The organism is Burkholderia arboris (genome assembly GCF_902499125.1).
Taxonomy (GTDB): domain Bacteria; phylum Pseudomonadota; class Gammaproteobacteria; order Burkholderiales; family Burkholderiaceae; genus Burkholderia; species Burkholderia arboris.
In genome coordinates, this window is the sequence record NZ_CABVPX010000028.1 from 21,345 (window position 1) to 41,549 (window position 20,205).

Here is a 20,205-nt window from a genome sequence, read left to right on the forward strand (position 1 = left end):
TTTTCATGTATTTAGCTATCCATATTGAATGGGGCGATAAAGAGACGACCGACTCCGGTGCGACCGCCTTGTCTCGATGCCGCGCGGCGCGCTCAGTGCGGCTGCCGTACCGGCAGCGGCCCGTCGGCGAGCGGTTCGGCGCGCTGCGGGGCGGGCCGGATGAACTGTCGCCGCTGATCCTGCGTCAGCCCGAAGAACCACGTGAGCACGAAAGCCGATGCATAGGCTGTCGCCGTTGCGAGGCAGTAGACCGCGACGCTGCTGCCCAGCCCCATCGGCCCGGTGACGAGCGGAATCAGCATCAGGTTGGCCGGGCCGATCGTGGTCGCGCCGACAAAATCGCCGTGACTGGCGAAGTACCCGAGCACGAGCGCGCCGATGCCGCCGCCGATCGACGACGTGACGAGCGGGCGCCCGAGCGGCAGCGTGACGCTGTAAAGCAGCGGCTCGGATACGCCCAGCATGCAGGTCGGCAGCGTGTCGCGGATCCGCTGTTTCAGGCCCGCATCCTTGACGCGGAAATAGAGTGCGAAGGCGGCGCCGGCTTGCCCGCAGCCGGACATCGCGAGAATCGGGAACAACGCGGTGAAGCCGTACTGCGCGATGAGTTGCGCATGAATCGGGATCAGCGCCTGATGCAGGCCGAACATCAGCAGGCCCACGAACGATGCGGCGAGGATGAACGCGGCCGGCATGCCGCCGACATTCAACAGCAGCGTGGTGAGCTTGCTGACGCCGTTCGTCAGCACGTCGGCCACCGGCATCAACACGAACAGCGTCGCGACGCCCGCGACGAGCAGCGACACCGTCGGCGTCACCAGCGTCTCGATGGCCGGCGGGACCCGCGTGCGCAGCTTGCGCTCGACCAGCGCGACCAGCACGCCGGCCAGCAGCGCGCCCATCAGTCCGCCCTGGCCAGGCCGCAGCGCGATCTCGCCGAGCAGCGGCAGCGTGAACGCGGGGAGCTTGGTCAGCGCCGGCACGATCATCACGCTCGCGGCCGCGCCGCCGAGGCTCGGCGTGCCGTCGAATTCGCGCGCCGCATTCATGCCGACCTGGATGACCAGGAACGCGAAGAACGCGGTGCCGATCGTCGACGCGACGGTGGCGAGGAAAGTCAGGTCGCTTGCGCTGTCGGGCGGCGAGTGCCGGGCCCAGAGCAGCAGCAGGCCACCCAGCGCGTTGATCAGCCCCGCGCCGACCAGCGCGGGAATCAGCGGTGTGAAGATCGCGGCGATGCGGCGCAGGAATCCGCGCACGGCGTGATTGCCGCGCCGGGCGGGCGCAGCCGGCTTCGCGGCGGGGGCGTCGTCTTGCGGGCGCGTGCCGCTTGCCTCGTGTTCGCTCAATGCCTGCGCGAACGCGCCCCAGACCTGTTTGACCGCGCCCGGGCCGATCACGACCTGCAGCGGATCGCCGGTCACCACGCCCAGCACGCCGGGCAGTTGCCGCAGCGCGGCCGGATCGGCGAGCACGGGATCGGCGAGGTTGACGCGCAATCGCGTCATGCAATGCGTGTGATTTCGCACGTTCCGTGCGCCGCCGATCGCATCGAGAATCGCGTGGGCCAGTGCCCTGAACCGTTCTGCCGTCTCTGCCGCCATGCTTGCTCCTGTCGAATACCGAACCGCCCCGGTCCGGGGGGGCGGATACATTGAACCGTCGATATATTGGAACGTACCAATTCATATATTGGTTGGCAATAGGTAGTTTTTGAGAAGCTGTCCAGAGGTTGAATGGATAGCTTTTCCGTCCTGGAGATAACAGGGGCGGGATCGTGTCGAGCGCCTTTAATATATTTATTATCAGTAGTTTAGTGGCATTATGGGGTGAGCCGAGCCGACGTCGACGGTTTCCGGGAGATGGCTGTCGCTGAATCGACGATTTACAACCAATGCCATACCAATTATGATCAAGGCCATCCGTCACCCAACCTGTGGAGCGCAACCATGCCGCTGGACCGTTTGATCACCGAGCAGCCGAACGTCTTCAGCGCCAACCTCGACCAACTGAGTATCGAGGAAGGCGTGGCGTTGATGAATCGCGAGGATGCGTTCATCGCGCCATGCGTGGCGCGTGCGTTGCCGTCCATCGCGGCGGGCGTGCGGATGGTCGCGCAGGCGCTCCGCGCGGGCGGGCGGCTCGTGTACATCGGGGCGGGCAACAGTGGGCGGATCGGCTATCTCGACGCGCTGGAGTGCCAGCCGACCTTCAGCATGTCGCCGCGGGAAGTCGTGGGCATCGTCGCGGGCGGTTTCGTCGGGGTGTCCGAGGGCATCGAGGATTCCGCCGAAAGAGGGCGGGCGGATCTGGAAGGCATCGACCTGCGGCGCGAGGACGTGGTCGTCGGACTGACCGCGAGCGGTCGCACGCCCTATGTGATCGGTGCGCTTCGTCATGCACGCCAGATCGGCTGTCCGACCGTATCGGTGGCCTGCAACAGCGGGAGCGAGGTCGGCGCGGTTGCCGAGGTCGCGATCGAAGTGGACTGCGGCCCCGAGATCCTGGCCGGGTCGACACGCCTGAAGGCCGGGACCGTGCAGAAGATGGTCTGTAACATGCTCTCGACGCTGTCGATGGTTGCGCTCGGCAAGACCTATGGCAATCTGATGGTCGACCTGCAGGTGCACAATCACAAGCTGCAACTCCGCGCGCAATCGATCGTCGCGCAGGCCGCCGGCGTCTCGCCGGAGGTCGCGGCGCGAACGCTCACCGAAGCGGGCAACCGCCCGCGGATCGCGATCCTGATGCTGCTGGCCGGGTTGAGCTGCGGCGAAGCCGAGGCGCTGTCCGTCGAGCACGGCGGATCGATTCATCATGCGCTGCAGTCGCGCAAGCCGTCCTGATGCCGTGCATCGCACCGTGTCGCCTGTTCAATCCTGACCATTTCTAGTGTATCGATGACGGAACGCAGCCTGGATGACCTTCTTTCGCCCGACCCGCAACCGGGCGCGCACTTGTTCAGTCCATCGCAGGTGGCCGAGCTGCATGCGCCATCGCCGGGCGGCGCGCGAATGCCGATTGCATCGCGGCTCGCCCGGATGCTGCGCGCGCTCATCGTCGACGGCACGATGCAGACCGGGGAGAGCTTTCCGCCCGAGCGGGAACTGGCCGCGCAACTGCAGGTGTCGCGCGACACCGTGCGACGCGCGATCGAGGAACTGATCCGCCAGGGGCTCGTCGAAGCGCGGCAGGGTGCCGGGACGTTTGTGTCTGCGCGCGTCGAGCAGCCGTTGACCGAGATCACGAGTTTCTCGGACGACATGCGCCGCCGCGGCTTCAGCCCGGGATCGCACTGGGTCAAACGCGAACTGCGTCGCCCGACGCCGGAGGAGTCGCTCGCGCTGGGTCTTGCGCCGGATTCGGTCGTCATGCACCTGGAGCGTGTCAGAACGGCGGATTCCGTGCCGATGGCGCTCGAGCGTGCGGTGCTGGCCGCCGAACTGCTGGGCGGCAACCTGGAGTTCGGCGATTCGCTGTACGGCGCGCTGAATGCCGCGGGCATTTGCCCGGTCAGGGCGCTTCAGCGGCTGCGCGCGGAACTGGCGTCCGAACTCGACGCGGCGTTGCTCGGCATCCGCAGCGGCGATCCGGTGCTGCACATCGAGCGCCGCTCGTTTTCGGCCGAGGGGCGGCCGCTCGAACTGACGCGCTCGTTCTACCGCGGGGATCGTTACGACTATCTCGCCGTGATGGGAAAGGGGTGATGGTTTGACGGGTCGGTTCCCGCTGATCGGGCCGGATGATAGTCACACCCGAGCGCGTAACTGACAGCGCTTCAGCGTCAAGCGCGCGGCGAAGCTTGTGTGAAAAGTGACGCGATGCTCTGCCGCAGCCATTGGTGCGCGGCGTGACTGTCCCAGCGCTGATGCCAGATCATGCAGTAAGGCCGCACCGGCATCTGAACCGGCAATCGGCGCGAAATCAGTGAGTCCTTGTACGGGCTGAGATCGAGCAGCGAGGTTGGCAGCACGCCGATGAAGTCGGATTGCGCGATGATCGCGAGCGCGGGCGAATAGTTGGGCAGCGTGAGTAGCAGGTTGCGCCGGTGCGAATGCGCGGCGAGGATGCTGTCATAGAGCGGAGTCGAGGTTCCCGGAAACAGGACATCGAGGTGCTGAGCGCCCAGAAAGCGCGGGAGCGTCAACGCACCTTTCTCGAGCGGGTGCCCTTTGCGCATCAGGCAACTCCACTGGATTGGCCACAGCGCATGCGTACGAATACCGCTGCTCCGGTTCGCGTCGTTCAGATAGCCGCCGATCGCGAAATCCACGCCGCCGCGATCGAACAGGTTCGGCAGGTTGGCAAGATCGTACGGCACCACGCTGATCCGCATGGATGGCGCGTATCGGCCCATGTACGCGGCGAGCCGCGGCATCACACGCTCGACCGTGTAGTCCGACATCGCGAGGGTGAACGTGCCGGAGAAGCGCGCCGGATCGAACGTATCCGGTGAGATTGCCTGCCTCAGCGCGTCGAAATGCGGCTGCATCGCGGCCCACAGCTCCTGTGCGCGCGCTGTCGGGCGGATACCGGTTGTCGTCTTTTCGAACAGAGTGTCGTCGAGCGAGCGACGCAGCCGGCTCAGCGCGTTGCTGACCGCCGACTGCGAAAGCGACAGCCGCGCGGCCGCACGCGTCACGTTACGTTCGTCCATCAGCGTCGCGAACACGCGCAACAAATTCAGATCCAGCTGGCGAAAGACGTCTTTCAATTTCGAATCTCCGTGATCGCCTTGCCTGCGACGTAGCGGAACGAACCGACAACCGTTATGGATGTCAGTGATGACCCTATCACGGAAATCCGTTGGACGCTTGCGGCGTTCGTGTCGAACATGGTCTCTCGCGTGCGGCGATGGCGGGCGGGCCGATTCTTCGTGTCCGCCGTGGGTCAATGATGGCGGCGAATCCGATTCGGCAAACGTCGCCGCGCATCATTCACTGCAGAAATATGGGCGTCACAGACAAACGGAGCAACTCATGGCACATCTCGGCCGCGACGTTCGCGACTACCGCCTTCGCCTGATGCGCGAGCTGATGGATCGCGAAGGCTACGACGCACTCGCCTTCACGCAAGGCGATTTCTTCCAGTTCGTCACTAATTTCCACACCGATGTGCTCCCGTGGGAGCGCCCGATCCTCTGCGTCGTGCCGCGCAACGGCGAGCCGTTCGCCGTGTTGAACGAGTTGTCGACACATCATTGGCGCTTCACGCGCGAAGCCGGGCATCTGTGGGTCGACAACGCACACTACTATGCCGAGCATCCGCGCGTGCAGCAGCGGCTGCCGCTCGTGAGCCAGTGGAGCGAATGCGTCGCGGACTGGTTGCGCGCGGCCGGCCTGCATCGCGCACGCATCGGATGCGATGCGATCACCGGCCCGCTGTCGCGCGCGGCCGCATTGCTGCCAGGCCTCAGGATCGAAGCGGCGGCCGGCGAAACGCGCCGGCTTCGCGTCGTCAAGCATGCGGAAGAGATCCAGTTGATGCGCGACGCGAGCGCGCTGTCGGACTGGCTGCAGGACCGCTATCGCGAGAACATCCGCCCGGGCCGCCTCGTGCAGGAGCTCGACATGGCGATGGCCGCGCTGTTCGTCACCGAGGCCGCGCGGCGCTTTCCGGGCGAGCAATTCGAGGTGCTGCGCTGCTGGACGCTGTCCGGCCCCGCGAGCTGCGCGCCGCATGGCGACGGGCGCTCGGCCGGCGCGACGATCGAGAACGGTCACGGGCTCGTAAACATCGTGATTCCGCGCATCAACGGCCTCGTGATCGAGAACGAGCGCACATGGTTCTGCGGCAAGCCGTCTGCGCGGCAGGCGCAATTGTTCGACATCGCACGCGCGGCGAACGAAGGGGCGTGCGAAGCGGCGATCGCGGGCCAGCCGGTCTGCGGGATCGACGCGGCCGCACAGGCGGTGTTCGAGAAGCACGGTGTCGCCGATCTGATCCGCCATCGCACCGGACACGGGATGGGATTGATCGGCCACGAGTTCCCGGAGGACATGGCGTTCAATACCCGGCCGCTGCTCGCGGGCGAGGTTTATTCTGCGGAACCGGGGCTGTACGAATGGGGGCTGGGCGGCTTCCGGTTCGACGATACGGTGCTCGTCGGCGAGCGGCCCGAAATGCTGACGAAGGCGCCGAAGGATCTGGCGAGCCAGACGATCGCGTAACGAAAACGGTCCATGCGGGCCGTTTCGCTCAGGCAGCAGGGGAGTCGCGGCTCCCCGGCCCCTATCCACGCGGTCCGCCGTTCACACGCGCCCGATCGCCTTCAGCACCGGTGCGACCGCGCGCGACGCAAACAGCGCGATCGTCGCGAAATCGTCAGCGTCGCACCACGCCTGCTGATGCGGCAGACTCAGCGAGCCGATCGCCTGTCCCGCCCATCGCACCGGATAGTTGATCGCGCTTTCGCAGCCGAGCGAGCGAATCAGCGCGTGGTCGAAGAACGCTCGCCGCACGTCGTCGTAGTCGCGGCAGCGCCGCGGCTGGCCGCCGGTGACGATGTGATGGAAAAGCGCATCGGTACGCACGATCGGCTTGGTGCCGCCGACCGGATACGCGTCAGGCAGTATCGATATCACATTGCGGAGCGCGAAGCCTATCGAGCCGTGCGAGCGCATTACCATTCGAATGAGAAAAGTGGGGATGCCTCATCTCCATAGACGAGGCATCCCGAAAACCATCGTAACGACAAGTGAAATTGTGGCGGATTTGATATTTCAAGAAGGATCGTACTCGAAATAAACCACCTTGTAGTTGTAGCTGTAAGACTGGGCAACGGTATCGCTACAGCTCAATTTCTCCATCCATTGAGAAGTGCTGTAGTCCGAGTAAATGTACTGAAACGCAGTTGTTGGAATGCCAAGATCGCCAGCCATTGCCACAGTGCCAATAAGATTGCCAAAGTTCTTGTAATTGCTCTCAAATCCAATTTGAACCTGAAAGTCATTCATCTTGTCCTGGAGCCAGACCTGGATTACCTTTACATCACCTCCCAGCGAGGACAGAACGTCTTGGAAGAATGTGTCCATGATCTCGAGTGTGACTTTGGTGCCGCTATCTCCGTCACTCTCGCCCCCGGTTTCGGCCATGCCGTCTACGTCGTTTATCGCTTTGATGACAATATCCGGATCGAGAAAATATGCCGAATTTAGTGCCACTTGATTTCCGGTATTCTCAATGGATTGCTTGATTTGATTTGGAACATCCAGCGCAGCCTTGAAGGCTGCGCGAAGAGTTTTCTTGTCGTCACTGCTCAATTGATTCGACTCATATGCGAAGATAAATAAGTCTTTCACGGGATAAATCCAGCTCCCGTTGTCATCCTCGGTTACGTAATAGCCGCGCTCGAGGTCTTGCGGTGATGGTGTGATAGCTTTGCGCCGCCGAGCCGTTGAAACACTCTGATCATTCATAATTGTTCTCCGGGTTTCATGTAAACAAACATATCTTTTGCATCTCAATCTCTTTCGGCTGAAAAACTGCGCCACGAATGGCCAAGAGGTTGTGAAAGAGCAATTTCAATATATGGGGCATTCGCACCGGAGTCGATTACATCCTATTACAAAAGGTGGCGGAGTAAAGTTGTCATCGTTAAATTGAGATAACAAGCACTTCGATGCGCTTATTTTTTGGAAATAGGCGGGAGGTACGATTCCGGACCATCGCGGACCGGTCCGCCACAAGCGCGGTAGTTCGAGCGACGAGGTATTCAAGCGGGCCAGGACGGCCGTGAGCGTGCCGTCGCGTTTGGCGGGCCCAATCTTGTTAACGACGTTCCAGCCGCGCACGTAGCGCACGAAGCTGCGTTGGCTTGAGAGTGCGACGCGTGGACACGGACCCATGCGTGCATTTCGCAGGGCAAAACGTCGAGCGATGCCGGAGCGGGTTCGATGTGCGCTACAAGGGCTGCCCTTGATTTTCACGCATTTTTCCGGTCAGCCGCCTTTAGGTCCAGTAAGGCTTTGCCTTGCGGCCCCAAATAAATATCTATATAAATCAAAGTGATACTGTCTACCCCTCGCTTGAGGGGCGTTGGTCATGGTCAGACGTTGTGTCGGCCCGATATTTCATCACCGCCAGCTCGAAAGGCCTCCTTGTTAGGCTCGCTGACTGGTTGATGCGATGGTGTCGTCGGCCGCGGTACTCGGCAAGATCCGCTTCGCATAGAGTGCCACTGGGAAATTGAAGGTGCCGCGCAAGTTGATACCTTCCATATGAGTGGGAGCGATTCGCCGCAGTTGGTCTGCTTCGATCGGTTGATCTCGACTAGCTTCGATATTCTCGAGGGCGCGTTGCATGTGGGTGGTGTTCCACGCCATCAAGATGTTCGAGAGCAGGGTCAGCGCTGACGACACCGCGGCGAGCGATTCTTCGCGCCGCGCAAGCTCCACGGGAATACGACCGATATGGATTGCGCGCTGAACGGTATGCACCGCTTCCCCTCGATTCAGCGCGTGTTGCAACTCTGATCGGAATGCAGCATTGGTGAAGTAGTCGATCAAAAAGATGCTTCTGAACAAGCGGCCGATCTGAACACCGCCATCGTACACAGCCTGCCCTCGGGCAGCCGAGCCGAATCTGGCAATCGCTTCGACAGCTGTACATTGGCCAGAGCGGATAGAGGCCGCGACCCTCACGAACTCGTCCCACACGTCAACGATGAGCCCAAGTCGGACGTCTCGATCCGTGATTCCTGCAAGCCGCGCCGGTATTGTCTGACTGCGAGGTACGTGGAGGCGGCGATTGCGAAGGTGTGACAGGCGAGGGCACAAATCGAAGCCAAGCGCGCGGGAAATGCCCATTGCGAAGTCGGTATAGCCATGGGTGTCGACTGCAAGCTGTGCGATATCCTTCGTCGCGCTTTGCCGGACGACGCCCTCAATTGCTGCGCCTGCCTGCCGCTCGTTCAGGATGATAGGCTGGTCGTAGAAAATGCCCCAACGATCGAGCACATGGGTGTACATCCCAATGGAAGCCGTACGGCGACGAGGGTCCGCACGCGCTCGCCAGACTGTCCGGGTTGTTTCCAGCGACATCATGTCAGACGATGCTAGATCCGCTCGCCCCCAGTTTGCCGCGATGGGGTGCTCATGCATGAATTCGAGGACGGCATCGGCAGCCGAACGCAGCATCCGTTCGTCCGCGAGACGCTTCATCATTTGACGAATCGCCTCAGTCGACACTTCCGGGACCATCCGAGAAATTTCAGCAGCCGTCAGTGAGGTGCCGTGAGCCAAAATTGCTGAATAGACCATCAGCAACTCGGTGCGTGACCGCGGCTCGCGACCGAGCAGGATCCAACTGAACCGTGTCGCGCTGTCGATCTCGAGGATGATCTCGGGAAATTGACCTGGTGGATGCGCTTCGAAGATCTGGCGTCGAAGTTGATCGGCTTGTGTGTCTGGATTCTGGGCAGCCGTCGGCTCAAGGTGAACAGCCGCATCTACACGAATCGAACCATTCGCCACAGCTTCGTCGAGAAGGGCAAGGCGCTGATCGAGCTGTTGAAGGATCGGTTCGAGAAATTCGTTCGGGTCCTGTGGTAGGCCTAGGTGTCCGTAGTGATGGTTACGCTTTGCCAGCCACTGCTCGGTAGAAATCAGCATATGTGATTGGCTTCGGAACGAGAAGCTGTGATTGATAAACACCGAGCCGTTGCGCAATGCGACGCGGAGCGCAAAGAGGGTAGCCCACTCGAAAGCCACCATCGCTCGGAGCCGGTCATAGCCGTCGATCGCCTCGCGCCATGCTCGTCCAAGCCTGATATTGACCCCGTCGGGTAGTAGATGAGCACGACGTCGATACAGCCCAAGCAATAACGTGATTGCATCGATTACAGGATGCGCGTCTTCGGCCTGGAATGGCAGTTGCACGATTCGGATCAGAACATTCCGGGCGTAATACCGTTTTCGGACCAGGCACTGCCGGATCTGGCTCCGGCGGCTGATGGGGTGCGGTTGCAAAACATCGTCAGCGAGCAAACGTAGGTTCTCGCCAAGCTGTTCCCGCGAGAGCGTTTCATCATCGGCCAGTGCTTTGACGGCGAGTGCAAACTCACGGAGTTGATCCGCCGCCTTCGTCCGCATGGCATCCACTTCGCGCGACGTGTCGTTGACGACTTTCAGCACCCATCGCCGAAACATCTCGAGTAAGTGGTCAGTCGCGGTACAAAGTGAATACCGAATGAAACACGCCGCCTCGATCCGTCGACCCAGCGGTTCGATCCGTTTACTAATCGAAGGCGGGCGGCTCGCGCAGCGGCGGGCATAGTGGCGCACCATGGCATCGTTGCATTCAATTGGCCAACGCGTTGCCGCATCGTGCATCGTGAGCAAGTTGATCTTGTCTAGAATCTCGCTCATCTGATGGGTTGAGTTGCGAAGCGGAACAGCCCACAGCCATCGCTGGAGACTTGAATGTTCACCGTGTGGTTGAGGGAGAATTCGCGCCCAACTCTCGAGTTTTTCGACGCCGACGGCACGCTCAAGCGCGTCGTGTAGTTGGTCCTCGATGTCGCGTACGGCTTGGACGACAAACTGCCTGAGCATGCGCTCCGGAGGTATCACGATGCGATGCTCGTAGAACCAATGCTTGAGATCATTCGTCAACTGCGCACGCTCTGGCCGGCCCGTGAGTTGCTCCTTGAGCCAACGGATGACATACCGACGCTGATGTTCCGCGATTGCTCGAAAATTAATGGTGTCCCGAGCAAAGCGCTGGTGGTCGGATAACGTCTTGAGGTTGCCATCGTAAAGTGAACGCAGCGTGCCGAGGTCTGGTGGCTTCACATTCAGCTGTCGGCCAAGATGTCGCCAGAGAACCGTGGGGATCTGCTTGTACGAGCCGAGCGGCCGGCCGGTCATACGTAGAAAGCCGATGTGCAGTGCGACCGCGAGCCGAAAGAGATCCGTGCGGCGTGAATCAATGGAAGCACGCTCCCGCTTGGAGAACGTGAAGAATGTGGCGAGCTCGAATTCGCTCAGTTCGCGCGGTACCTGCCGGATTCCGAGATAAGCCAATCGCCAGTGATCCATCGGCGGCTCCGCATCAATGATGAGAGCGGCTCAGCGTAGCGAGGCAAAAATTGAGGTGCTACGGGGAAAGTCAGGATGGCGGCTGCAGCCGTTGAACGCCTAAGAATGGTGTCGGAACGACATCGAGTCGGTTAACAAAACGGGTGAGCCGCGATTGTTCCGGCCGCGCTGAGCGCGTTCGCCTGAATCGGGCTCGTAGACGTATTTTTCTTGCGACCCTAAAAAATTGCTAGTTTAGCTTATGTCAAATTAAAATTATTCAAATGGAATCCGCGAGCCGCTGCCGCTCTTTTCCGTAAAGCTGTTCCCGTTTCTATCGCAATTTGTTCCTGGCTGTCGGCCACGCTCGGACTTCGCTCTCACCCGTGGTTTATGCGCCGCAGTCGGCGCCAGGCGTCAGCCTGTTCATACCGCTCCGGTTCCGGTAGGGTGCGGGATCGCGCGGGACTTTGTCCATTGGGTCGGATGGCAACGAAACCGGGAGAGGCCGCTGTTCGGGCCGTTTCGGTTTCGTTGCTTCGCGGTTGCCGAGCAACCAGCCTTTTGCAATGACCTGACTGCGGTTCTATTCTGTTCTGATTGTGCGACCGCGCGCGGAGAGCAACATGCGTAAACCTGCGGAGCTTGCCGAAAAATTCTTTGGCGTCCCCTATGAATCACTGGACGAGCGCACGAAGAATGTTGCACATCTCATCTCGGAGCGAAAGCACATCGCGAGAGACCCCACGAAAGAACTGGATGCAGCGGCAACGCGCGGCCAGCGCGCAGCGGATGCCGTTGCCGCCTTCGGCGGGTCGTGGATATTCATCACGTGCTTTGTCGTCATCATGGTCGCCTGGGTCAGTCTGAATTCGCTGATTCTGGCAACGTACAGCAAGGCCTTCGATCCTTACCCGTATATCCTGCTCAACCTGTTTCTCTCGATGCTGGCAGCTATCCAGGCACCCATTATCCTGATGGCGCAGAACCGGCAGTCATACAAGGACCGGGTCTCTGCCGAACACGATTACGAAATCAATCTGAAGGCCGAACTCGAGATCATGTTGCTCCATGAAAAATTGGACGGGTTGCGCGAGGAGCAATGGACTGAATTGCTGAACATGCAGAAGGAACAGATGGCGGCGCTGAAGAACCTGCTCGAGTCTGGCAGGACGTGAGCAATGGGGTATCCGGGTCGCCAGCTTCGCTAAACGACGCGATCGAATGGCGAACGACGCGGCCCGGCCATCCATGGCGACTGCCGGTCGTTTCTTCCGATCGATCTGTTTGGGAGAATCGCCGTACAACGGGATATGAAAGGCGAACTTCGACACGGCGACGTGTGCGTTGCCAAACCGCCGCATCGGTCATGATGAAGCGCACCGGAAGGACGCTGTTTTCATGTGATGCTCGCAGCCCTGACCTACCATCCCTCCCGTTGCCCTGCCCCATGCGGCCCCTGGTCATCGGAACGCCCGGAATGATTCACGTGGTCGCGCGAAGTGGCGCCTCGATTCCATCCGCTTTCGTGATTGCCGCCATACGCACCGCCATACCCCCCGTTTCGATCGCCGCGATAGCCGTCACCAGGTACCCAAAAGCATCCGGCAAGCACGGTCGCAATAGCCGCAAGACAGACATAGACAGACGCACGCATGTTGCTCTCCTTGCCGGTCGCATCCAGGCACGTTGCTTCGTTTGATCGACCGGAGACGAATGACGGAATCATTCACCGCTGACGTGAACCATGCCGATGTGCGTGAACAAGTCACGCACGAACGAACGGATGGTTGCAGGGGACATCTTCCCGTCAACGAGATTGCGTGTCTGTACGGTGAAGGACGCTTGCAGAGACGTACCGGTTGCGCGGCATCGACCGCCATTCACCCCACACACGATGCACGTGCCGCGAACGCGACGCGGGACAACGCGGATGTCGCATTTTTGTACGCTGTCGTACCGCATCCGTGGCCGTCCTGGCATAGCCTCGGAAGCTCGAGCAGCAATCAGGAGACGATGATGCTACGACGAACGTTTCTATGGGGTACGCCGGGATCGATCCTGGCTGTTTCCCTCGCGGTTTCAGGTTGCACGATGACCGGAACATCCGACGCCAGCGGCCACCAGACCGACAAACGCCACACCATCGATGCGGGTGTCGACTCGACCCTCGCACGTCTTTACTCCAGCGCCAACGGCTCGCATGAACTTGTCGGCAAGGCGCGTGGCGTGCTGGTGTTCCCGTCGGTCATCACGGCCGGCTTCTGGATCGGCGGTCAGTACGGTGAAGGCTCGCTGCGCGTGGCCGGCAGCACCGTCGGGTACTACAGCACCACGACCGGCTCGATCGGGCTGCAGATCGGCGCACAATCGAAAGCCATCATTTTCCTGTTCATGACCGAGGACGCGCTTAACCGGTTCCGTAGCAGCGAAGGCTGGTCGGCAGGCGGCGACGCATCGGTGGCAGTCCTGAAAGTTGGTGCGAACGGCGATGTCGACACCAGCACCGCGACCGCGCCGATCGAAGCATTCGTGCTGACGAACAGCGGGTTGATGGCGGGGGTGACGCTTGAAGGAACGAAGATCTCGAAGCTGAAGACACTGTAGTGCTCAGCGCGAGCCGGCAGACGCCGCGTCCTGAGGACGCGGCGGCGGATCTGAACCCGACTCGCCTGATCCGCACGCAACCGCGCCCGCGCGTGGCGCCTGTCCTGCAACGTACCGGCCGCACGCGAATCGTCACGGCCCACTCTTCCGCGACCGACGCCACGCAGCCTGCCGACTGCGATCGATTTCCCGTCAACCGCGCCGTGAAATATCGGTTCCGTATCGAGTGCGCGTGATTGCGCCCACCTTGATGAGACATGTGCCGGCACTATAATTTTTGATGCAGGATTCGCGCTCGAACGGTCTCCCGAACTCATCGAGAAAAGGGACATATTGCTGCCGCCATCCCGTCCGGTCGTCGGATCGGTAAAGTGTGAGGATTGGCCTCTCCCGCCGATTCCCACTGCGCCCCCTAATGGCTGGATTCTTCATCGTCGCCCGAGCGCGAGCGCAGGAGCCACGCATGCAGGACAACCCGCCCATCACCGAAAATCACCTGCTTGCCGCGCTGCCGGAAAACGAGCTTGCACACATCATCCCGAACCTGACGCTCATCGACATGCCGTTGGGAAAAGTGCTGTACGAATCGGGCGGCCAGCTTCATCACGTCTATTTTCCGACCACGTCGATCGTGTCGCTGCTGTACGTGATGGAGGACGGCTCGTCTGCGGAAATCGCGATCGTCGGGCATGAGGGAATGATCGGTGTGTCGCTGTTCATGGGCGGCGAAACGACGCCGAGTCGCGCCGTCGTGCAAAGCGCTGGGCAGGCCTACCGGCTCGACGCGAGCGTCCTGAAAGAAGAATTCAGGCGTGGCAATGCGATGCAACGCCTGTTGTTGCGCTATACCCAGGCGCTCATCACGCAGATGGCGCAGACTGCGGTGTGCAACCGCCATCATTCCATCGATCAGCAGCTGTGCCGCTGGCTGCTGCTCAGCCTCGACCGCCTGCCTTCGAACCAGTTGCGCATGACGCAGGAACTGATCGCCAACATGCTGGGCGTGCGGCGGTCGGGCGTGACGGAGGCTGCTTTGAAGCTGCAGGACGCGGGCCTCATCCGCTACAACTACGGCCATATCCAAGTGCTGGACCGACCCGGGCTCGAAAAGCGCGTGTGCGAATGCTATGCGGTGGTCAAACGCGAATTCGACCGCCTGCTTCCCGATCTGAAGCGACTCTAGCCGCCACTGAGCCGCATCGTGCCGGCCTTTCCCGCAACTGCCCTCGATGTCCGAGAAGGCCCGGAAGCGGCCGATCGACACCTTGCCGCCAACCTCGCCTCATCCGGCGACCCAGTACGGCGCCCGGTTGTAGTACTGGTGAAGCGACAATCCCCACTGCGATTGCGTCATCACCGGCCAATGCTCGTCGTCGAAGCCAGGGGTACTTTTGACATGCGCGGCGGTCACGTCCAGGTGGAAACATTTGTCACCGACATCGTATTTCATCGCACTCCACGGAATGGCACAAAGCATCTCGCCCATGCCGCCGCTGGACGCTACCGCGTAGGCAATTTTGCCGTGGTGCAAATCGAGCACGATGTCGAACACGTTGCCGATATCCTCACCGTCCGACGCGATGATCTTGCTGCCCCTCAGGACATCGGCGGTCGTCACCATATGACCGGGTTCATCGCCAGCATCGCGTTCGACGAGCTTGCCCCCGTTGCCGTCATCCCCGGATCGGTCGGGGGTGTGGAGCATCCTCATGATGTCCTCCTTGGACAAGTTCCGGGAATATCCGTCTCGTGCACGGCCTCGACATCGAAAGCGGCACTCGACGTACGAGGAAACGCTGCGCGCACCGGCATTGGAAGTCGGTACGGTTCCGTACCCGGGCACCTCGGGAATGTTGGCTCGCCGGCGCTCCGACCGATTCCGCCACGCTTATCGATTTCGCCGAATACCGGCGACGACTCGATCCTTCGTAGTCTCGCGGGGCGCTGCCCCTGCGCTAGCGGTGCTTGATGTGCAACGACTTCCGGTGATGCTTTCGATGGGCCGGGCGGGAGATCATCCTCGTGACACCACCGATCGACGGCGGATCGCTGGCGGGGAACGTTCCCTCCACCGCCTCGTCGACATTGCGCTCGCTCTTGCCACCGTTCGTATGCTGCTCTCGATACCTGCTGCGCATAACCGCCTCCGTGGAGTTGATGGTCGGATCGGGCCGGATTCATCTGGCCCACCAGCGTGAAACGCCCCCGGTCACGATGCCAGCATAGGCCCGATTGGAATATTCCGCCCGGTGCTAGCGTGATCCGCCGGACATCGCGAAACGGCCACGTACACCGGCAAACCGTCCGGCATCGGACAGACTGAGCCCGCGCATCCCGCGTATAGCTGGGCTACCGGGCCGAAATTCGCCGCCGACCGGATGCGTTGCGGTACGTCGACTTCTCCCCAATTTTTCACCAGGATCCGCCACGACACTCGTTCTTCTCGCCCTCCCCCGACAGATTGCCGGCGCGTTCTCCGTGGCGGCGACAGTCGCCCTCGGCGCGGCCGTCTTCCCCTCACTCTCGAATGCCGGCGGCTCCGCACCGGATCAAGCACCGCCCCACATCATGACCGTAGCGGCGCAAAGGTCGATCGACGGGCGCATCAGCAGCCTGCACCAGCGGCTTGGCATCACGCCTGGCCAGGAATCGCTGTGGCAGCCGGTGGCGCAGGTGATGCGCGACAACGCGAACGCGATGGAATCGCTCAGGAAGGCACGTAGCGATCACGCGAACGACATGAGCGCGATGGACGATCTTCATTCCTATGGCGAAGTCGCCAACGTGCACGCAGATGGCGTCAAAAAGCTGACCACGGCGTTTCAGCCGCTTTACGACAAGATGTCCGATACGCAAAAGCAGAACGCGGATGCGATTTTCCGTGGCAACGGTCGCCACCTGATCAAGAAGCAATAGTTCCGGACCTTCCGCCGATACCGACTGTCGATGACAGCCGCTGACCGGCAGATTGCGGATCGTACACGGGAGAACATGATGGACGTTTCTATCGGACACGCACGTCGAACCACGATGGCGCCGAGATCGGGCATGCGACTTGCCGGCATGATCGTTGCGATCGGCTGCCTTGTCGTCGCACCGCAATTGCATGCGGAAAGAATGAATCACGGCGGAGATCAGGGCAATCACGAACACATGAAGCATCAAGGCGGCCGCCACTACGACCATCACCGGTATGGCGGCGACGGCTACTACGGCGGCGAGGATGATGCCTATGCCGCGCCGCCGTTGGTTTACGCGCCGGCACCGGCGCCCGGCGTCTCGCTGTTCATCCCGCTGCGGCTGCGTTGACGCACGCACCGAATCCTGTCGCCGGGTACGCCCGTCGGCACGTCGGCGCGGCGATCCTCACTGCTTCGTGATCCTGATGACGAAGCTGGCGAGGAGGTGTTGCGACATGCCGGGAGGGGCGGTTCGCGCCCGTGCGCGCTTTGTACGGTTTCGTACCGCATCGGGCATTCGTCGCGTGTAGCGTCTCAATCATGCCGGCCACCCGAGGGGACGCGCTCGGCAGGCATCGCTCCGCATCGGCGGGCGAACGGCTGGATACCACTGCACGGCAGGCAGGTCAGCCGGATCACCGAAGTGCCGGGCATCGCTCTGACGAGGACATCATGTTGCGAAGCATCCGAAGGTTGCACGGAGACACGGTTCGAGCGAAGGACGGCGATATCGGGCATATCCACCAGGCCTACTTCGACGACGACAACTGGTGCATCCGCTACCTCGTCGTCGAGACCGGCGATTGGCTGCACGACAGGCAGGTGCTGGTCTCGCCGTATTCCGTCACGCATGCCGATCCCGAAACCCGCACGCTCTACGTCAGCCTCACGCAACAGCAAGTGAGAGACAGCCCGAATCTGGACACGCACAAGCCGGTATCGCGCCAGCACGAGATCGAGTACCTGCGTTACTACAACTACCCGACTTACTGGGGCGGCCCGAACCTTTGGGGGATGGGAGCTTACCCGGCTTTCGATCCGGCCGGACCGTCGCAGGATCTCGATGCCGGCGACCCGCTGTTCTCGCACGGCGCGCCGGCCAGCGCGCCGGCGGATACGCATTTGCGCAGCACCGGCGAGGTCGACGGATATCGGCTCGAAGCCACGGACGGACATATCGGTCACGTGTCCGACTTCATTTACGACGATGAAGCCTGGGTGATCCGCTATCTGGCGATCGACACGTCGAGCTGGTGGTCGACCGGCAAGGAAGTCCTGATCGCGACGCACTGGCTTGACCAGGTGGAATGGCCTACGGAAACGGTGTCGGCCACGCTCACGCGCGACGCGATCCGCCGCAGCCCTCCCTACGACGACTCGCAGCTCGTGCATCGAAGCTACGAAATCGAGTTGCACGAATTCTACGGCAAGCACGGCTACTGGCCCCGAGACCGATAACGCGGACGACGGGCCGTCAACGCAACCACCATCCCGTGCGGGATGTTGCGTGACCGAACGCCAAGGAGCAGTTGCATGACCTCAACCGATTTCCCGTCAATCCAAGGGGCGGCACTCGATGCGCTCTGCATCAATACGCTGCGCTTCCTGTCGATCGATGCCGTGCAGAAAGCGGCGAGCGGCCATCCAGGCCTGCCGCTCGGCGCCGCGCCGATGGCCTATGCGCTATGGATGCGCCATCTCAAGCATCACCCGGCCAATCCGGCATGGTTCGATCGCGATCGCTTCATCCTGTCGGCCGGACATGGATCGATGCTGTTGTACAGCCTGCTCCACCTCACCGGCTACGACCTGCCGCTCGATCAGATCGGCCGCTTCCGGCAATCGGGCAGCCTCACGCCCGGCCATCCGGAGCGCGGCCTCACGCCGGGTGTCGAGACGACGACCGGCCCGCTCGGCCAGGGTTTCGCCAACGCCGTCGGCATGGCGATGGCGGAAACGCAGCTCGCCGCGTGCTACAACCGTCCCGGCTTCGAGATCGTGGATCACCACACCTACGCACTCGTCAGCGACGGCGACCTGATGGAAGGCGTCGCGGCGGAAGCCGCATCGCTTGCCGGCCATCTCCGGCTCGGCAAGCTGATCTGCCTGTACGACGACAATCGCGTCACGCTGTCCGCCGGCACCGCGATCACCTTCACCGAAGATCGCGCACAACGGTTCGACGCCTACGGCTGGCATACCGAAATGGTCGAAGACGGCAACGACCTGGCCGCCATCGATGCGGCGCTGGTCAACGCACGCGCCGAGCAGCGGCGTCCGTCGTTGATCCTCGTGCGCACGCATCTCGGCTACGGCTCGCCCAACCGGCAAGACACGTACCAGGCTCACGGATCGCCACTCGGCGATGCCGAGGTGCGCCTGACCAAGCACAACCTCGGCTGGCCGCCCGATCCCGCGTTTCATATTCCCCCACCGGCGCTCGCGCATTTTCGCCGGGCGCTGGCGGAGGGGCGAGTACGGGAAGAGCAGTGGAACGCGCGGTTCGAGGCCTATACGCGCGCGTTCCCCGAGCTGGCTCAGATGCTGCTGAACACTGTGCACGGCACGCTGCCCGACGGTTGGGACCGCGATATCCCGGTCTTTCCGGCCGATCCGAAAGGCATTGCGACACGGGTCGCATCCGGCAAGGTGCTGAACGCCCTCGCCTCCCGCGTCCCGTCGCTGGTCGGCGGCTCCGCCGACCTGAACCCCTCCACCTTCACCGCGCTAACCGGGCTCGGCGATTTCGAGGCCGCTGGCGTGAACGCGCTCGACCGGCAAGGCTCCGACGGCGGCGGCTGGAGCCGTAGCGGCCGCAATCTGCATTTCGGCGTGCGCGAGCATGCGATGGGCGCGATCCTGAACGGCTTGGCGGCCCACGGTGGCATCCGGCCATTCGGCGCGACCTTTCTGATCTTTTCCGACTACATGCGTCCGCCGATCCGGCTCGCCGCATTGATGCGTCTGCAGGTGATCTACGTGTTCACGCACGACAGTCTCGCCGTCGGCGAGGACGGTGCGACACATCAGCCGATGGAGCAGCTTGCCGGACTGCGTGCGGTCCCGGGCCTGCTGGTGATTCGACCGGCCGATGCCAATGAAACTGCCGTTGCGTGGCGTGTGGCGCTCGAAGCGCGGGAGCGACCGACTGCGCTGGTACTGACCCGCCAGGACGTGCCGACCATCGATCGCCTCCGGTTCGCGCCGGCCGAGGGCTTGCGGCGTGGCGGCTACATCTTGGCCGATGCCCCCGATGGCCACCCCACGCTGATCCTGATCGCGACGGGCTCGGAAGTCACGCTCGCGCTGGCGGCACAAGTCGAATTGCTCGCGCGCGGCGTCGCGGTTCGGGTGGTGTCGCTGCCCTGTTGGAGATTGTTCGACGCTCAGCCCCAGCCGTATCAGGACGCCGTGCTGCCGAAGTCGGTCGGCGCGCGGCTGGCGATCGAAGCGGGTGTGTCACAAGGCTGGCACCGCTATGTCGGCGATCGTGGCGACGTACTCGGCATCGCGGGTTTCGGCGCGTCGGCGCCGGGCGCCGAGCTGATGCGAGATTTCGGCTTCACGGTCGAGAACGTCTGCGACCACGCACTGAAACTGCTCGCCTGATCCGTGGACGG

General features: G+C 62.0%; 17 protein-coding genes. 10 read left to right on the forward strand and 7 right to left on the reverse strand.

Features of this window, described 5'->3' with window-relative positions; all coding sequences use genetic code 11:
• Window positions 1-92: 92 nt before the first annotated feature.
• Entirely contained in the window at window positions 93-1,655 is a 1,563-nt protein-coding gene (locus tag BLA15945_RS27955; protein WP_320205753.1) for a PTS transporter subunit EIIC, read from the reverse strand.
• A gap of 294 nt (window positions 1,656-1,949) precedes the next feature.
• On the opposite strand from BLA15945_RS27955, the gene murQ reads away from it, so the two are divergent.
• Entirely contained in the window at window positions 1,950-2,846 is an 897-nt protein-coding gene (murQ, locus tag BLA15945_RS27960; protein WP_059241780.1) for an N-acetylmuramic acid 6-phosphate etherase, read from the forward strand.
• Between the two features lie 168 nt (window positions 2,847-3,014).
• On the forward strand, window positions 3,015-3,707 hold the full coding sequence (locus tag BLA15945_RS27965; protein ID WP_233464309.1) for a GntR family transcriptional regulator: 693 nt from the start codon (window positions 3,015-3,017) through the stop codon (window positions 3,705-3,707).
• Window positions 3,708-3,784: 77 nt separating this feature from the next.
• Here the strand turns inward: BLA15945_RS27965 and BLA15945_RS27970 are convergent, their stop codons facing one another.
• Window positions 3,785-4,714 carry a LysR family transcriptional regulator gene (locus BLA15945_RS27970; RefSeq protein ID WP_059241778.1) on the reverse strand — a complete coding sequence of 310 codons (930 nt, stop codon included), beginning with the start codon at window positions 4,712-4,714 and terminating at the stop codon, window positions 3,785-3,787.
• Window positions 4,715-4,979: 265 nt separating this feature from the next.
• Between BLA15945_RS27970 and BLA15945_RS27975 the strand changes: the two genes are divergently transcribed.
• Window positions 4,980-6,170: a M24 family metallopeptidase gene (locus BLA15945_RS27975; RefSeq protein ID WP_059241775.1), complete on the forward strand. Its 1,191-nt coding sequence runs from the start codon at window positions 4,980-4,982 to the stop codon at window positions 6,168-6,170.
• Window positions 6,171-6,251: 81 nt separating this feature from the next.
• Here the strand turns inward: BLA15945_RS27975 and BLA15945_RS27980 are convergent, their stop codons facing one another.
• The 3 genes from BLA15945_RS27980 to BLA15945_RS27990 form a co-directional block, all read right to left on the reverse strand.
• Window positions 6,252-6,584 (reverse strand): GAF domain-containing protein, encoded by a 333-nt coding sequence (locus BLA15945_RS27980; protein WP_174993888.1) that lies wholly within the window; start codon window positions 6,582-6,584, stop codon window positions 6,252-6,254.
• Window positions 6,585-6,722: 138 nt separating this feature from the next.
• The gene (locus BLA15945_RS27985) at window positions 6,723-7,418 is read right to left on the reverse strand and encodes a hypothetical protein (RefSeq protein ID WP_155627346.1); all 696 of its coding nucleotides are present in this window, start codon (window positions 7,416-7,418) and stop codon (window positions 6,723-6,725) included.
• 684 nt (window positions 7,419-8,102) lie between these two features.
• Window positions 8,103-11,039, reverse strand: a complete 2,937-nt coding sequence (locus BLA15945_RS27990; protein ID WP_174993889.1) for a Tn3 family transposase — start codon at window positions 11,037-11,039, stop codon at window positions 8,103-8,105.
• A gap of 605 nt (window positions 11,040-11,644) precedes the next feature.
• Here BLA15945_RS27990 and BLA15945_RS27995 point away from each other — a divergent pair.
• The 3 genes from BLA15945_RS27995 to BLA15945_RS28005 all read left to right on the forward strand — a co-directional run bounded on the left by BLA15945_RS27995 (window position 11,645) and on the right by BLA15945_RS28005 (window position 14,808).
• Window positions 11,645-12,196 (forward strand): DUF1003 domain-containing protein, encoded by a 552-nt coding sequence (locus BLA15945_RS27995; RefSeq protein ID WP_059234120.1) that lies wholly within the window; start codon window positions 11,645-11,647, stop codon window positions 12,194-12,196.
• Between the two features lie 841 nt (window positions 12,197-13,037).
• Window positions 13,038-13,625: a BPSL1445 family SYLF domain-containing lipoprotein gene (locus BLA15945_RS28000; RefSeq protein WP_174993916.1), complete on the forward strand. Its 588-nt coding sequence runs from the start codon at window positions 13,038-13,040 to the stop codon at window positions 13,623-13,625.
• 463 nt (window positions 13,626-14,088) lie between these two features.
• On the forward strand, window positions 14,089-14,808 hold the full coding sequence (locus tag BLA15945_RS28005; protein ID WP_059234121.1) for a Crp/Fnr family transcriptional regulator: 720 nt from the start codon (window positions 14,089-14,091) through the stop codon (window positions 14,806-14,808).
• Between the two features lie 99 nt (window positions 14,809-14,907).
• Here the strand turns inward: BLA15945_RS28005 and BLA15945_RS28010 are convergent, their stop codons facing one another.
• Together BLA15945_RS28010 and BLA15945_RS37965 are read right to left on the reverse strand one after the other, a co-directional pair.
• Window positions 14,908-15,336 (reverse strand): PRC-barrel domain-containing protein, encoded by a 429-nt coding sequence (locus BLA15945_RS28010; protein ID WP_011548866.1) that lies wholly within the window; start codon window positions 15,334-15,336, stop codon window positions 14,908-14,910.
• Window positions 15,337-15,580: 244 nt separating this feature from the next.
• Window positions 15,581-15,763: a hypothetical protein gene (locus BLA15945_RS37965; protein ID WP_011548865.1), complete on the reverse strand. Its 183-nt coding sequence runs from the start codon at window positions 15,761-15,763 to the stop codon at window positions 15,581-15,583.
• 340 nt (window positions 15,764-16,103) lie between these two features.
• On the opposite strand from BLA15945_RS37965, the gene BLA15945_RS28015 reads away from it, so the two are divergent.
• The 4 genes from BLA15945_RS28015 to tkt all read left to right on the forward strand — a co-directional run bounded on the left by BLA15945_RS28015 (window position 16,104) and on the right by tkt (window position 20,194).
• Window positions 16,104-16,541 carry a Spy/CpxP family protein refolding chaperone gene (locus BLA15945_RS28015; protein WP_081051825.1) on the forward strand — a complete coding sequence of 146 codons (438 nt, stop codon included), beginning with the start codon at window positions 16,104-16,106 and terminating at the stop codon, window positions 16,539-16,541.
• 132 nt (window positions 16,542-16,673) lie between these two features.
• Window positions 16,674-16,934, forward strand: coding sequence for a hypothetical protein (locus BLA15945_RS28020; protein ID WP_230950356.1), 261 nt, complete (start codon window positions 16,674-16,676; stop codon window positions 16,932-16,934).
• Window positions 16,935-17,257: 323 nt separating this feature from the next.
• Complete coding sequence (locus BLA15945_RS28025; RefSeq protein ID WP_059234124.1) at window positions 17,258-18,043, forward strand: PRC-barrel domain-containing protein; 786 nt, start codon at window positions 17,258-17,260, stop codon at window positions 18,041-18,043.
• Between the two features lie 75 nt (window positions 18,044-18,118).
• Window positions 18,119-20,194, forward strand: a complete 2,076-nt coding sequence (gene tkt, locus BLA15945_RS28030) for a transketolase (RefSeq protein ID WP_059234125.1) — start codon at window positions 18,119-18,121, stop codon at window positions 20,192-20,194.
• The last annotated feature ends 11 nt before the right edge of the window (window positions 20,195-20,205 follow it).